Source organism: Streptomyces parvulus, from assembly GCF_014648855.1.
Lineage (GTDB): Bacteria > Actinomycetota > Actinomycetes > Streptomycetales > Streptomycetaceae > Streptomyces > Streptomyces parvulus.
Window position 1 is genome coordinate 1 of the sequence record NZ_BMRX01000020.1, and the last position, 13,086, is coordinate 13,086.

Annotated in this window: 15 protein-coding genes; 7 read left to right on the forward strand and 8 right to left on the reverse strand. The window is 73.1% G+C overall.

Annotation, left to right across the window (positions count from 1 at the left end; genetic code table 11):
• Together IE108_RS31100 and IE108_RS31105 are read right to left on the reverse strand one after the other, a co-directional pair.
• Positions 1 to 539: maltotransferase domain-containing protein (locus IE108_RS31100; protein ID WP_189397803.1), on the reverse strand; the 539-nt coding region annotated here is incomplete at its 3' end.
• Positions 540 to 590: 51 nt separating this feature from the next.
• Entirely contained in the window at positions 591 to 863 is a 273-nt protein-coding gene (locus tag IE108_RS31105) for a DUF5133 domain-containing protein (protein ID WP_064726241.1), read from the reverse strand.
• A gap of 276 nt (positions 864 to 1,139) precedes the next feature.
• On the opposite strand from IE108_RS31105, the gene IE108_RS31110 reads away from it, so the two are divergent.
• On the forward strand, positions 1,140 to 1,646 hold the full coding sequence (locus IE108_RS31110; protein WP_064726240.1) for a hypothetical protein: 507 nt from the start codon (positions 1,140 to 1,142) through the stop codon (positions 1,644 to 1,646).
• Positions 1,643 to 3,790, forward strand: coding sequence for a glycogen debranching protein GlgX (gene glgX / locus IE108_RS31115; protein WP_064726239.1), 2,148 nt, complete (start codon positions 1,643 to 1,645; stop codon positions 3,788 to 3,790). Before IE108_RS31110 ends, glgX begins: the two co-directional genes overlap by 4 nt.
• Positions 3,791 to 3,792: 2 nt before the next feature.
• Here glgX and IE108_RS31120 read toward each other — a convergent pair whose 3' ends face one another.
• Positions 3,793 to 4,596, reverse strand: coding sequence for a VOC family protein (locus IE108_RS31120; RefSeq protein WP_064726238.1), 804 nt, complete (start codon positions 4,594 to 4,596; stop codon positions 3,793 to 3,795).
• A 182-nt stretch (positions 4,597 to 4,778) separates the two neighbouring features.
• On the opposite strand from IE108_RS31120, the gene IE108_RS31125 reads away from it, so the two are divergent.
• Positions 4,779 to 5,105 carry an ANTAR domain-containing protein gene (locus IE108_RS31125; protein WP_189397809.1) on the forward strand — a complete coding sequence of 109 codons (327 nt, stop codon included), beginning with the start codon at positions 4,779 to 4,781 and terminating at the stop codon, positions 5,103 to 5,105.
• Between the two features lie 38 nt (positions 5,106 to 5,143).
• Here IE108_RS31125 and IE108_RS31130 read toward each other — a convergent pair whose 3' ends face one another.
• Positions 5,144 to 5,935 carry a SigB/SigF/SigG family RNA polymerase sigma factor gene (locus IE108_RS31130; RefSeq protein WP_064726236.1) on the reverse strand — a complete coding sequence of 264 codons (792 nt, stop codon included), beginning with the start codon at positions 5,933 to 5,935 and terminating at the stop codon, positions 5,144 to 5,146.
• Positions 5,936 to 6,237: 302 nt separating this feature from the next.
• Here IE108_RS31130 and IE108_RS31135 point away from each other — a divergent pair, with 302 nt between their 5' ends.
• Positions 6,238 to 6,762, forward strand: coding sequence for a hypothetical protein (locus IE108_RS31135; protein WP_064726235.1), 525 nt, complete (start codon positions 6,238 to 6,240; stop codon positions 6,760 to 6,762).
• 19 nt (positions 6,763 to 6,781) lie between these two features.
• Here the strand turns inward: IE108_RS31135 and hemC are convergent, their stop codons facing one another.
• The 4 genes from hemC to IE108_RS31155 all read right to left on the reverse strand — a co-directional run bounded on the left by hemC (position 6,782) and on the right by IE108_RS31155 (position 11,257).
• Entirely contained in the window at positions 6,782 to 7,717 is a 936-nt protein-coding gene (gene hemC / locus IE108_RS31140; RefSeq protein ID WP_064726234.1) for a hydroxymethylbilane synthase, read from the reverse strand.
• 89 nt (positions 7,718 to 7,806) lie between these two features.
• Complete coding sequence (locus IE108_RS31145) at positions 7,807 to 8,583, reverse strand: NPP1 family protein (protein WP_064726233.1); 777 nt, start codon at positions 8,581 to 8,583, stop codon at positions 7,807 to 7,809.
• Positions 8,584 to 8,723: 140 nt separating this feature from the next.
• A complete protein-coding gene (gene ligD / locus IE108_RS31150) occupies positions 8,724 to 9,704 on the reverse strand; it encodes a non-homologous end-joining DNA ligase (protein ID WP_064726232.1) in 981 nt (326 codons plus the stop codon).
• A 98-nt stretch (positions 9,705 to 9,802) separates the two neighbouring features.
• Positions 9,803 to 11,257, reverse strand: coding sequence for an MFS transporter (locus IE108_RS31155; RefSeq protein WP_064726231.1), 1,455 nt, complete (start codon positions 11,255 to 11,257; stop codon positions 9,803 to 9,805).
• Between the two features lie 227 nt (positions 11,258 to 11,484).
• Between IE108_RS31155 and IE108_RS31160 the strand changes: the two genes are divergently transcribed.
• The 3 genes from IE108_RS31160 to IE108_RS31170 all read left to right on the forward strand — a co-directional run bounded on the left by IE108_RS31160 (position 11,485) and on the right by IE108_RS31170 (position 13,082).
• Positions 11,485 to 12,141 (forward strand): TetR/AcrR family transcriptional regulator, encoded by a 657-nt coding sequence (locus IE108_RS31160; protein WP_064731612.1) that lies wholly within the window; start codon positions 11,485 to 11,487, stop codon positions 12,139 to 12,141.
• Positions 12,142 to 12,237: 96 nt separating this feature from the next.
• A complete protein-coding gene (locus IE108_RS31165; protein ID WP_064726230.1) occupies positions 12,238 to 12,618 on the forward strand; it encodes a DoxX family protein in 381 nt (126 codons plus the stop codon).
• Positions 12,615 to 13,082, forward strand: a complete 468-nt coding sequence (locus tag IE108_RS31170; protein ID WP_064726229.1) for a peroxiredoxin — start codon at positions 12,615 to 12,617, stop codon at positions 13,080 to 13,082. The genes IE108_RS31165 and IE108_RS31170 overlap by 4 nt, the downstream gene beginning before the upstream one ends.
• Positions 13,083 to 13,086 lie beyond the last annotated feature (4 nt).

Below are 13,086 nucleotides of genomic sequence, written 5' to 3' on the forward strand. Positions count from 1 at the left end.
CGCAGCGGATGCCGGGCCAGGACCGCGTCCACCTCCGGCGTCAGCGCCGCCGCCAGCCGCGTGGCCACGGGCAGCGTGTCGTCCAGCAGGGTCTGCGAGGCGGCCAGCAGCACGGCGCGCCCGGAGGTCCCCGGGACGCCGGCGGCCGCCCGCCGGTGCAGCTCCGCGCCCTCCTCGAGCACGAGGCCGGCGTCGATGCCGGCCGGGATCTTGATGCGCGCGTGGTGCCGCCAGGTGGAGACGGGGTCGCTCCACGCCTCCACCCGGAACGTCCAGTCGCCCGGCGCGTCCGGGGTGACCTCGGCGCCCCAGCGGTCGCTGCCCGGCGCCAGCTCCCGCATCGGCGTCCACGGTCCCGGCCTGCCCTCCGGGTCCTTGAGCACCACGTTGGCGGCGACCGCGTCGTGCCCCTCCCGGAACACGGTGGCGGAGACCTCGAACGTCTCTCCCGTCACCGCCTTCGCCGGCCGCCTGCCGTGCTCCACCACCGGGTGGACGTCCCGGACCGGGACACGTCCGATCCCCACGGTCGCCGTCATCCGTTCTCACCTCCGCCGTGCTCGGGGCCGGGCGCGTGCCCGGCCGATGGGTCAGGCCGCGCCCGACGGGGTCATCGGCCCCGACGGCGCGAGTCGTTCCGGCTGTTCGTGCGCATGGGTGACCAGGTTCGTCCGCAGATACCTCTCGGCCGCGTCGGCGGCCTCGCGCGCACACCGCTTCCCCATCAGCACGCAGAGGGTGTAGCCGGAGTCCTCGAAGGTGGTGCGGACCGTCACGTCCGAGGGGGACGCCAGCATCGAGCGTTCCCAGGCGCGGTAATGCCGCAGCTGCCGGGCGACTTCGCTCTTCGCGGGGAGCAGCATGGCCGGTCACCTTCCGGACGGTCCGGTGATACGGACGATCGAGTTCTTCACACATGGTGCACGGGTGGTGACGCGCCGTCTTGTTGGATCTTCAACTTCTTTCGCGCGTCCGCTTTCGCCGGTTTCGCGGCGGTCGGGTGCTCGTGTTGCACGAATGGACTACCGATCCCACTCTGGAGTGACTCAGAAGCGATCAGCGCTCACGCTTCGTGATCGGGGAGCCCGTCCCCCAAGGGACGGGAGGAGCGGGAGCCTTCGCGGTGAGGAGCCACGACGATGAAGACCGCAGTGCCCTGCTACTACCACCTCGACGTGGAAGTGAGCCCGGAACGGGTCGGACAGGTCAGGCGCATCCTGGCCGCTCACCTCCGGTTCTGGAACCTGGAGAACCTCGTCGAGCCCGTCTGTTCGGGTGCCGAGATGCTGCTGCGCGCGATCGACGAGCACGCGAGCGACAAGAACACGTCGATCGAGATGTGGTGGAACCGCCAGCACCTCATCACGGCCGTAGCGGGCAACGACCACGCCCTCCGCCCCGACCTGGACCTGCGCACCTGCCTCCAGCACCTCGCCGCGCACAGCGACGGCTGGGGCTGCTGCGCCACCGACACCGGAGCGAAGGTCATCTGGTTCTCCCGGCGCGCCCGGTCCGGCGAGCGCGTCCCGCTGGTGGCCACGTCACCGGAGCCGATCACCCAGGAGGGGCTGGAAGTGCCGCGCGAGATCATGCCCGTGGCCCGGCTCGCCCGCCCGGCCGCCGGCGTACTGGAGGAGGCCCGGTGACCCGCGAGAGGCCGAACTGGAAGGGCTCGCCCGTGTGGAGCGGGCTGCCCTACCCGCTGGGCGCCTCCTACGACGGACAGGGCACCAACTTCGCCCTGTTCAGCGAGGTCGCCGAACGCGTCGACCTGGTGCTCGTGGACGAGGACGGCACGCAGAACACGATCGCGCTGCCCGACGTCGACGGCTTCGTCTGGCACTGCTACCTGCCGGGCGTCGGACCCGGCACGCGGTACGGCTACCGGGTCCACGGTCCGTGGGCCCCCGCCGTCGGCCACCGCTGCAACCCCGCCAAGCTCCTCCTCGACCCCTACACCCGCGCGGTGGACGGGCAGGTGGACAACCACGCCTCCCTCTTCGAGCGGGGACAGGGCCGGGCGGACCCGGGCGACAGCGCCGGACACACCATGCTCGGCGTCGTCACCGACCCCTACTTCGACTGGGGCGACGACCGCCCGCCCCGGCGCCGGTACGCCGAGTCCGTGATCTACGAGGCCCACGTCCGCGGGCTCAGCCGCACCCACCCCGACGTGCCGCCCGAACTGCGCGGCACCTACGCGGGACTGGCGCACCCCGCGGTCGTGGAGCACCTGAAGTCCCTCGGCGTGACCGCCGTCGAGCTGATGCCGGTGCACCAGTTCGTCCACGACGGCGTGCTCCAGGACCGGGGCCTGGCCAACTACTGGGGCTACAACACCATCGGCTTCTTCGCGCCCCACAACGGCTACGCCGCGCTCGGCACCCGGGGCCAGCAGGTCACCGAGTTCAAGGCGATGGTCAAGACCCTGCACGCGGCCGGCCTCGAAGTGATCCTCGACGTGGTCTACAACCACACCGCCGAGGGCAACGAGCAGGGCCCGAGCCTGTCCTTCCGGGGCATCGACAACGCCTCGTACTACCGCCTGGTGGACGGCGACTGGCAGCACTACTACGACACCACCGGCACCGGCAACAGCCTGCTGATGCGCCACCCCTACGTGCTCCAGCTCATCATGGACTCGCTGCGGTACTGGGTGACCGAGATGCACGTCGACGGCTTCCGCTTCGACCTCGCGGCCACCCTGGCCCGGCAGTTCCACGAGGTGGACCGGCTGTCGGCCTTCTTCGACCTCATCCAGCAGGACCCGGTGATCAGCCGCGTCAAACTGATCGCCGAGCCCTGGGACGTCGGCGAGGGCGGCTACCAGGTGGGCAACTTCCCCCAGCTGTGGTCGGAGTGGAACGGCATGTACCGGGACGCGGTACGGGACTTCTGGCGCGGCGAGGACAACACGCTCGGCGAGTTCGCCTCCCGGCTGACCGGCTCCTCCGACCTCTACCAGCACAGCCGGCGCCGCCCCCGCGCGAGCGTCAACTTCGTCACCGCCCACGACGGCTTCACGCTGCGCGACCTCGTGTCGTACAACGACAAGCACAACGACGCCAACGGCGAGGGCAACCGGGACGGCGAGAGCCACAACCGGTCCTGGAACTGCGGCGCCGAGGGCGAGACCGACGACCCCGCCGTGCTGGAACTGCGCGGCCGCCAGCAGCGCAACTTCCTCGCCACGCTGCTGCTCTCCCAGGGCATCCCGATGCTCTGCCACGGCGACGAACTGGGCCGCACCCAGCGCGGCAACAACAACGCCTACTGCCAGGACAACGAGATCTCCTGGATCGACTGGCGGCTCGACGACGAGCGGCGCGCCCTCCTGGACTTCGCCCGCCGCGTCATCGCGCTGCGCACCGAGCACCCCGTGCTGCGCCGGCGCCGCTTCTTCCTCGGCGACACGGCCACCCGCGAGGAGCAGCCGCTGCCCGACCTGGTGTGGCTGCGGCCCGACGCCCGGGAGATGGGCGACACCGACTGGCAGCGCCCCGACGCGCACACCGTCGGCGTCTTCCTCAACGGCGACGCCATCGCCGAACCCGACCCGTGCGGCCGGCCCGTGGTCGACGACTCCTTCCTGCTGCTGTTCAACAGCCACTGGGAGCCCGCCGACTTCCGGCTCCCCGGCGCGGCCTACGGCGAACGCTGGACCGCCCTGGTCGACACCGCCGACCCGGAGGGCGTCCCCGACGAGGCGGAGCACAAGGCGGGCACCGTGGTCACCGTCGAGCAGCGCAGTCTGGTGCTGCTCTCCCGGCCGTCCCGCACCGCCCGGTGAGGTCAGCCGTCGAAGCGGCGCGCGGTCACCGTGAACTGCGCGCCGTCGGCGTCCCGGAGCACCGCCTCGTCGGCGTCCAGCGAGAGCACGCCGCCGCCGTGCCGCTCCGCCGCCCGGACGCACGCGCCGACGTCGCGCACCGCGAAGTGGATCTGCCAGTGCGGCCGCAGGGACGGGTCGGGTGCCGCCCCCAGGGCCCCGGACTCGATGCGGGCCACCACGTCGCCCTGGTTGCGCAGGACGACCTCGTCGCCCTCGTACCCCACCTCGCAGCAGCCCTCGCCGGACCCCCAGTCGAAGATCTCGCCGTAGAAGATGGCCGCGTCGAACGCGTCCCGCGTGTGCAGGCGGATGAAGGCCGGACGCGACGTGCGCCAGGCGTCCCAGTCGGTGAACAGCTCGCCCTCCCAGATCCCGAAGGTCGCGCCGTCCCGGTCGGCCAGCAGCGCCGCCCGGCCCGGCGGCAGGGAGATCGGCCCGACCGCGGCCGTGCCACCGCGCTCCTGCGCCCGCGACACCGCCTCGTCCGCGCTGCGCACGGCGAAGTACGGCGTCCAGGCCACCGCCATCTGCCACATCGCGGCCACCGCGGCGATCCCCGCGACCGGCCTGCCGTCGGCCAGCGCGATGCGGAACGGATCACCCAGCTTGCCGGGCCGCCACCGCCAGCCCAGCACGGCGGTGTAGAACTCCTCGGTGGCCTGAAGATCACGGCTGGTGAGGCTCACCCAGCAGGGCGCCCCGTACACGGAGTGCGTGTCGATCAGGCTCTCCCGGCCGGTGGGGAAGGTCATGTCGTGGTTCATGGCAGTCGCGTCCTGGTCTCGTCCACCGGCAGCCACCGGCTCCACACCAGTGTCCGGCCGGGAGTGCGGCGGGCGCCTGCCGAGTACCCCGGCGGCGACGCCGAAACGGTGGCGCGGCCGCCCCGTACGGCCCAACGGGACAGGCCGGCGGCCGCGCCGGCGACGGAGAGCGGGAGGTGACCATGCCCACGGACCTGGACACGGAAGAGGACCGGATCGACCTGTTGCAGGAGCAGGTGCGGCAGCTCAAGGAGGCGGTGGTGTCGCACGCCGTCGTCGACCAGGCGATCGGTGTGGTCGTCGCCCTCGGCAGGGTGACGCCGGACGTCGGGTGGACCGTCCTGCGGGAGGTCTCCCAGCACACGAACATCAAGCTGCGCAGCGTGGCGGAGGTGATCGTCGCCTGGGGCGGCACCGGAGTGATGCCGCCGGAGATCGTGGCGACCCTGGAGGACCGCCTCGACCTGCACGGCCCCACCGAGATCGCCGGTCCGCCGCCCCGCCCCTGAACGGCAGGGGCCCCGTGCCGTTCAGGGGCGGCGGGGCCTCAGCGCGCCTCGGTGAGGATCTCCTCGCGGATCCGGTCGAAGCAGCCGGTGAGCAGCCGTGAGACGTGCATCTGCGAGATGCCGAGCTGCTGCGCGATGCGGCTCTGGGTCATCCCGCCGAAGAACCGCAGGTAGAGAATGGTGCGCTCGCGCTCGGGCAGCGCCTCGAGACAGGGCCGCACGGCCACCCGGTCCACCACCGCGTCGAAGGCCGGATCGGGGCCGCCGAGCGCGTCCCCCAGGGCGTATCCGTCGGTGCCGGGCATCTCCGCCTCCAGCGACAGGGCCGTGAAGCACTCCAGGGCCTCCATGCCGGTGCGGACCTCGACCACGGTCAGCTGCGCGTGCTCGGCGATCTCGTCGACCGTCGGCGCCCGCCCCGGCGTCGTCTGCGCCAGCTCCTTCGCCGAGCGGCGCACCCGGTTGCGCAGGTCCTGGATCCGCCGGGGCACGTGCAGGGTCCACATGTGGTCGCGGAAGTGGCGCTTGATCTCGCCGGTCACCGTCGGTACGGCGTACGCCTCGAAGGCGTGGCCGCGTTCCGGGTCGTAGTGGTCCACGGCCTTGACCAGCCCGAGGGCCGCCACCTGGTAGAGATCCTCCAGGTTCTCGCCGCGGCCCCGGAAGCGCACGGCTATCCGCTCCGCCATCGGGAGCCAGCTGCGGATCAGTTCGTCCCGCAGCGCCTGGCGCTCGGGCCCCTCGGGCAACCCGGCGAGCCGGTCGAACGCCGCTGCGGTGTCGGGGGCGTCGTCGTGCGGATGGGGCTTGGTACGGCCGGCGACACGCATCACGCGCACCTCCCTCGGCAGGGGTGCTGGCAAGTCCTCGTACATATGGATACTGAGCGCGATTGGGCCGAACGGCCACTCGAACGGCCGCGGGCCGGTCACCGGCGGGGCCGGCGGGCCGGAGAGTGATGTGCGGCACCCTCGGCGTGATCGTCCGGAACGGGCCTTCGGGGATCCTTCCTGGGCAGCGCTTGATCACCGATCACGGGCCACGAAATCCCTGGCCACAGCGCATTCCGCTCATTTGACAGTGCACTGAGCGCACAGATAGGAAGCAGCGTCGAGAGGTCGAGAGGGGCACCGTGTACGAGCCGAACGTGGTCGGGGACTGGCAGGAGTACGACGAGCACGCCGGCCTGCGGGTCCGCGTCCACCGTCTTGAGCCGGCCGAGCCGCCGCGTGGGCGCGACGACGCCGCCGAGGGACTGACGTACTTCCGGGTCCGGGTGACCGTCGAGAACCGGGGCCCGGGGCATCTCGGCATCCACCTGGAGGACGGCCAGGTCGACGTGCGGATCGGCCCCGACGGCGAGAGCGCCTTCCTCGACTGGCGCAACTCCCAGTTCATCGAGGGCTTCGACGTCTACCCGCTGCGCCGGGCCACCGCCGTGCTCTACGCGGCCGGCCCCGAGCCGAGCCTCGGGGTGGTGGACGTCCAGGTCCAGCTGCGGGTGGACGAGGAGTGGGCCGACCGCCGGCTGTGGAGCGGCGGCCTCGGGCCGGCCGACCCGGCCGCCGGGACGGCCCCGGGCGCGGTGCGCGAAGAGGGGCTGGCGCACCAGGTCAGCGCGTTCCTGCGGGAGCAGGCGGAGGAAGGCTCCGCCTGATCCGCCGGGCGGCCGCGCGTCAGTGCGCGATGCCGTCGATGATCTCGCGGGCGCCCTGCCGCAGCAGGGCCACGGCGACCGAGGTGCCCAGGGTGGCCGGGTCGAGGCGGCCCGCCCACTCGTGGGCGTTCAGCCGGGTCTTGCCGTCGGGGGTGAACACGCAGGCGCGCAGCGAGAGTTCGCCGCCGCGGTCCACGCGGGCGTAGCCGGCGATCGGGCTGTTGCAGTGGCCCTGGAGGACGTGCAGGAACATGCGCTCCGCCGTCGCCTCCCGGTGCGTGTCGGGATCGCCGAGGCCGCTGACCGCGTCGATGAGCGCGGTGTCGTCCGCTCGGCACTGAAGGGCGAGGATCCCCGCGCCGATCGGCGGCATCATCGCCTCGGGGGAGAGGACCTCGCTGATCACGTCTTGGCGGCCGATGCGCTCCAGGCCGGAGACCGCGAGCAGCAGCGCGTCCGCCTCGCCGGCGGCGAGCTTGGCCAGCCGCCGGTTGGCGTTGCCGCGGAACGGCACGCACCTCAGGTGCGGGTGGGTGGCGGCCAGTTGCGCGACGCGGCGCACCGAGGAGGTCCCGATCCGGGTGCCGGCCGGGAGTTCGTCCAGGGTGAGCCCCCGCGGGTGGACGAGGGCGTCCCTGATGTCGTCCCGCTTCAGGAAGGCCGCGAAGACGGTGCCGGCGGGCAGCGGCCGGTCGGCGGGCACGTCCTTGACGCAGTGCACGGCGAGGTCGGCCTCGCCGGACAGCAGGGCGGCGTCCACCTCCTTGGTGAACGCGCCCTTGCCCTCCACCAGCGACAGGTCGCCGAGCCACTTGTCGCCGGTGGTCTTCACGGGCACGACCTCGGTGCGGACACCGGGGTGGAGGGCCGCCAGTTCGCCCCGGACGCGCTCGACCTGGGCGAGGGCCATGGGGGAGTCGCGCGAGACGATGCGGATCAGTTCGGGGTCGGACATGCGGACACGATAGTGCCCACCGGTGCGGCCGGGCCGGGTGGTCGACCCGGCCCGGCCCGGGTGTCGTGCGTCTCTCGAGGCGGCCTGGCTCAGGCGTTCGGATCGAACGGGATTCCGGCGGGCTTGGCGGACGCCAGGTGGGAGGCGAAGCTGCCGTCCTTCAGGCCGAAGTTGGCGCTGCCGAAGTCGTGGGAGACCAACTTCTCCCGCACGCCCGCCGGATAGCCGTTCCATCCCACGAGCGCCGGGTACTGCCAGGTCCCCTTGTGGTTCTCCGGCGGCTCGTCGCCGGAGGTCGCCAGGCGGAAGCAGTGGGTACTGATGCCGTCCTTGTGGTAGACGATCTTCGGATGGGTGCCGTCGAAGCGGACCGCCGAACTCGCGTGCACGCTGAACGAGCCGTGGTTGGAGGTCGACACGTACTGCACCGCGCCGTCCCGCACCCACACCACCACGTGCTCCCAGTCGTGCCGGTGGCCGCCGAGGCTGCTGCCGGGCAGCGCCTGGTCCTTCTCGAAGTAGAGGCCGTACAGGTAGGCGCACCAGCCGTTGTTGCACTTGGAGCGCGCGTAGCCGTTGGTGTTGTCCAGGTCGGCGGCGTCCCGGCAGTTGCCGTTGAGCGCGCCGGTCGGGTTGAGCCCGCCGTTGACGGTGCCGTCGGCCGCGATGGCCGGCGTGGGGTAGCAGCCGTCGGTGTCGTAGTCGTAGGCCGGCTGGTACGTCCGCTCCGGGCCGTCCGCGTTGGCGGGCAGTCCGGGGGGCGGCGCGGCGAACGCGCTCGCGGGGAAGGCGACGACGAGGGCGAGGGCGCCGAGCGGCGCGGTGAGCCATCTGCGGCGACGGGGGGTGGCGGTACGCGAGGGCATCGCGTTCTCCTCTGCGGGCGCAGCCCAACGGCTGTGGGGGGAAGGGGCGTTCAGCGTCCCCTCTTTTCCCTCCCGCGCCAAGGGCCCCCGGGCGTCGACGCGATGAAGCGCGGCCCAAGGACTGATGTCCCGTCACGCGTTCATCCTCGGTCGTCCGGAATGTCGGCCGCCGAGTCCTCGGGTGCCAGGTCCGGACGGAGCCTTAGCCAGGACGGCTGGCGCAGCATGCCCTCGCGGGTGCGGGTGCTGTAGCGGACCTCGCCGACCAGCCGGGGGACCACCCAGCGGGCGCCCGGCACGGCCGGCACCGGGTCGAAGGGGCACGCGTCGGACGCCGCCGCCTTCAGCAGCGCCGCCAGTTCGGCGCGCTCGGCCGCGCTCCAGCCGGTGCCGACGCCGCCGACGTAGCGCAGCCGCCCCCCGGCGCGCTGGCCGACCAGGAGGGCGCCGGGCAGGCCGGTGATGTGCCCCTTGCCGGGCAGCCAGCCGCCGACCACGACGTCCTCGCTGCGCATGTTGCGGATCTTGATCCAGGCGCGGGAGCGGACCCCGGGTTCGTACACCGAGTCCAGCCGCTTGCACACCAGCCCCTCCAGGCCGTGCTCGCGGGTGGCCCGCAGGGCCTGGGCGCCGTGGCCGACCAGCGCGGCGGGGGTGGACCAGGACGGGCCGGCCAGGCCCAGGTCCGTGAGCAGCTCGCGGCGGCCGGTGTAGGGCAGGCGCAGCAGGGACCGGCCCGCCAGGTGCAGGGCGTCGAAGAGCACCAGGTGGACGGGGACCTTCGACGCCCGTTGCGCGGCGCGGGCCGGGGCGTGCGCGAGGCCCATCCGGGACTGGAGCAACTGGAAGTCGGCGCGGCCCTGTTGGTCCAGGGCCAGCACCTCGCCGTCCAACACGGCGGGGGTGGTGCCGAGCGCGTCGCCGAGCGCCGCCAGTTCGGGGTAGGCGCCGGTGATGTCGTGGCCGGAGCGGGCGCGCAGCAGCACGCTTCCGTCGCCGGGCAGGTAGGCCACCACCCGCTGGCCGTCCTGCTTGGTCTCGTAGGCCCAGCGTGCGTCCAGCGCGGCGGGCGGCAGGGTGCCCGGGGTGGCGAGCATCGGCGGGATCTGCGGCAGCTCCACGGGTCAGTTCTCGACGCGCGGGGCGGCCCGCACGCGCGTCGCCCGCCAGGTTCGCCTGAACGGCGCCGGTCCCGCCCGGGGGACCGGCGCCGGTCGCGTCAGTGGGCGGAGGCGGCCCGTGCCTCGGCACCGTCGGCCGGTGCCGGGTGCGCCGCGCCGGCCGCCGGGCGGTGCCCCGGGATGAAGGAGGCGATCACGAAGGCGAGCACGGCGGCGCCCGCGCCGATGCCCATGACGACCTTGAACGCGTTCTCGGAGGGCAGGGCGAAGCCGCCGAGGCTGACCGTCATCTGGGCCAGCACGACGCCCGCGATGGCGCTGGCCACCGAGGTGCCGATGGACCGCATGAGCGTGTTGAGGCTGTTGGCGGCGGCCGTCTCGTGGGCGGGCACCGCGCTCATGATCAGCGCGGGCATGGCGCCGTAGGTGAAGCCGATGCCGGCGCCGATGACGCAGGAGACCAGCACCAGGTGCCAGACCTCGCTCATCAGGGCGATGTTCAGGCCGTAGCCGGCCGCGACGATCAGGGCGCCGATCATCAGGGTCACCTTCGGACCGCGCGACTTGGACACCTTGGCCGAGACCGGGGCGAACGCCATCATCACCAGGCCGGAGGGCGCCATCACGAGACCGGCGGTCAGCAGGGAGCGGCCCAGGCCGTACCCGGTGGCCTCCGGCAGCTGGAGGAGCTGCGGCAGCACCAGGGACATCGCGAACATGGAGAAGCCGACGGCGATCGAGGCCAGGTTGGTGAAGAGGACCTGACGGCGGGCGGTGGTGCGCAGGTCCACCAGCGGCTGCGGGGTGCGCAGCTCCCACCGGCCCCAGACCAGCAGGACCACCACAGCGGCCGCGAACAGGCCGAGCGTGGTGCCGCTGGTCCAGCCCCAGTCGGCGCCCTTGGAGATCGCCAGCAGCAGGCAGACCAGCCCGGCCGCCATGCCGAGACCGCCGGGCACGTCGAACCGGCCACCGGTGCGCACCGCCGACTCCGGCACGAGTATCAGGACCATCACCAGGGCCACGGCCCCGAGGCCGCCGGAGAGCCAGAAGAGCATGTGCCAGTCGAGGTTGTCCGCGATCAGCGCGGCGATCGGCAGGCCGAGCGCGCCGCCGACGCCGAGCGAGGCGCTCATCAGGGCCGTGGCCCCGGCCAGCCGCTCGGCGGGCAGTTCGTCGCGCATGATGCTGATGCCCAGCGGGATCACCGCGGCGGAGAGTCCCTGCATGGCGCGTCCGACGACCATCGGCACGAGGGTGTCGCTCAGTCCGCAGACCGCCGAGCCGGCGATCAGCAGCACCAGGCTGAGCAGCAGCATGCGCCGCTTGCCCGCCATGTCGCCGAGCCTGCCGACGACCGGGGTAGCCACCGCGGCGGCGAGCAGCGTGGCGGTCACCGCCCAGGCCGCGTCCGAGGCGGGGGCGTCCAGCAGCTTGGGCAGCTCCGGGACGATCGGGATGACCAGGGTCTGCATCAGCGAGACGACGATGCCGGCCAGGGCCAGTACCGCCACCACGGCGTTCGGCCGCGGTGCGGCGGGGGAAGCGGGCATGGATGTGCCTTTCGGGCGTTGAGCGCGAGAGCCGGAGCGAATGTTTAAGTCAGTCGCTTGAAGTATCGTACGGGGTGTGGAGCGGGCGTGCCCGTCCGGCCCGCGCGGTGATCCGGCGCGGGTGCCCCGTAGGCTTCCGTGAGAGGCGCCGTACGGCGTCGGACCTGCGACGACCCGAGGGACCGGTCGTGGCGGGCGGCGAGGAGAGTCCCGGCGCGGTGGTGATCATGGCGGGCAGGACGGTCCGGACCGAACAGGCCGGCGCGACCCGGCAGCTGATCCTCGTCACCGCCGAGCGGCTCTTCGCCGAGCACGGTGTCTACGCCGTCTCCAACCGGCAGGTCAGCGAGGCCGCGGGCCAGGGCAACAACGCCGCGGTCGGCTACCACTTCGGCACCAAGTCCGACCTGGTCCGCGCGGTGGCGCAGCGGCACTCGGCCCGCGTCGAGGAACTGCGGGCGGGCCAGCTCGCCGCCCTCGGCGACTCGACGGACCTGCGCGACTGGGTGGACTGCCTGGTCCGGCCGCAGTTCGACCACCTGGCGGAGCTGGGCGGCCCCACCTGGTACGCCCGGTTCTGCGCCCAGGTCATGACCGACCCGGCGCTGCGGGAGATCATGGTTGAGGAGTCCCGGGCCTCTCCGTCGCTGCGCGAGATCATCGCCGGCCGCGACCGGTGCATGCCCGCGCTGCCGGACGAGGTCCGCGCCGAGCGGGGCGACATGGCGCGCCACCTCATCGTGCACATGGCGGCCGAGCGGGAGCGCGCCCTCGCCGAGGGCAGGCCCACGCCGCGGTCCGGCTGGCGGGAGGCCGCCGACGGCCTGGTCGACGCGATCGTGGGCATGTGGCTGGCGCCGGTCAGGCCCCGGGGCGGGGAGTGACCGGGTTCTCGGATCCGCGGTCCCGGACGGGGAGCGGGCGGCGCACGGTCCTTACCGTCGAGTAATATCGCGCGCCAGGCCCCAAGAGGAGGAACCGTGCCCCGGTCCGAACGCTCACCCCTGCTGCTCGCCGGCCTGCTGGCCACCGCGGGTGTCGCCCATTTCGCCCAGCCCCGCACCTTCGACGCGATCGTGCCCCGCTCCCTGCCCGGATCCCCCCGGACCTGGACCTACGCCAGTGGCGTCGCGGAACTCGCACTGGCCGCCGGTGTCGCCCTGCCGCGCACCCGGAAGGCGGCCGCGCTGACCGCGGCCGCGTTCTTCGTCGGGGTGTTCCCCGCCAACGCCAAGATGGCCTGGGACTGGCGGCACCGCCCCGCGCCCCTGAAGGCCGCCGCCTACGGCCGGCTGCCCGTGCAGGTGCCGCTGGTGCTGTGGGCCCGCAGTGTCGCCAAGGGCAGCGAGGGCCGGTCGTGAGCCGCACCCCCGCCGTCGGCGACACCGTCGAGGACTTCACCCTGCCCGACGAGACCGGCACCCCGCGCCGCCTGTCCGAACTGCTCGCGGACGGCCCGGTCGTGTTGTTCTTCTACCCCGCCGCCCTGACCGCCGGCTGCACCGCGGAGGCCTGCCACTTCCGCGACCTCGCCGCCGAGTTCGCGGCCGCCGGTGCCCGCCCCGTCGGCGTCAGCGGCGACACCGTCGAGAAGCAGCAGGAGTTCACCGGACGCCACACCCTGGGCATGCCGCTGCTCTCCGACACCGACGGCGCGGTCCGCGAGCTGTTCGGGGTCAGGCGGGGGTTCAGCATGGCCCCCACCAAGCGGGTCACCTTCGTGATCGGCCGCGACCGCGTCGTCCTGGAGGTCGTGCGCAGCGAGATCAGGATGAACACGCACGCCGACCGCGCCCTCGCCGCCCTCCGCGCGCACGGGGCCTGACGGC

Bases quoted from the DNA above. Each gene is read 5' to 3' on its own strand.
- IE108_RS31155 (WP_064726231.1), bottom strand. From the start codon at position 11,257: ATGCCCGCTTCCCCCGCCGCACCGCGGCCGAACGCCGTGGTGGCGGTA.
- IE108_RS31145 (WP_064726233.1), bottom strand. From the start codon at position 8,583: ATGCCCTCGCGTACCGCCACCCCCCGTCGCCGCAGATGGCTCACCGCG.
- hemC (WP_064726234.1), bottom strand. From the start codon at position 7,717: ATGTCCGACCCCGAACTGATCCGCATCGTCTCGCGCGACTCCCCCATG.
- IE108_RS31120 (WP_064726238.1), bottom strand. From the start codon at position 4,596: ATGAACCACGACATGACCTTCCCCACCGGCCGGGAGAGCCTGATCGAC.
- IE108_RS31105 (WP_064726241.1), bottom strand. From the start codon at position 863: ATGCTGCTCCCCGCGAAGAGCGAAGTCGCCCGGCAGCTGCGGCATTAC.
- IE108_RS31130 (WP_064726236.1), bottom strand. From the start codon at position 5,935: ATGCGTGTCGCCGGCCGTACCAAGCCCCATCCGCACGACGACGCCCCC.
- IE108_RS31110 (WP_064726240.1), top strand. From the start codon at position 1,140: ATGAAGACCGCAGTGCCCTGCTACTACCACCTCGACGTGGAAGTGAGC.
- IE108_RS31125 (WP_189397809.1), top strand. From the start codon at position 4,779: ATGCCCACGGACCTGGACACGGAAGAGGACCGGATCGACCTGTTGCAG.
- IE108_RS31160 (WP_064731612.1), top strand. From the start codon at position 11,485: ATGGCGGGCAGGACGGTCCGGACCGAACAGGCCGGCGCGACCCGGCAG.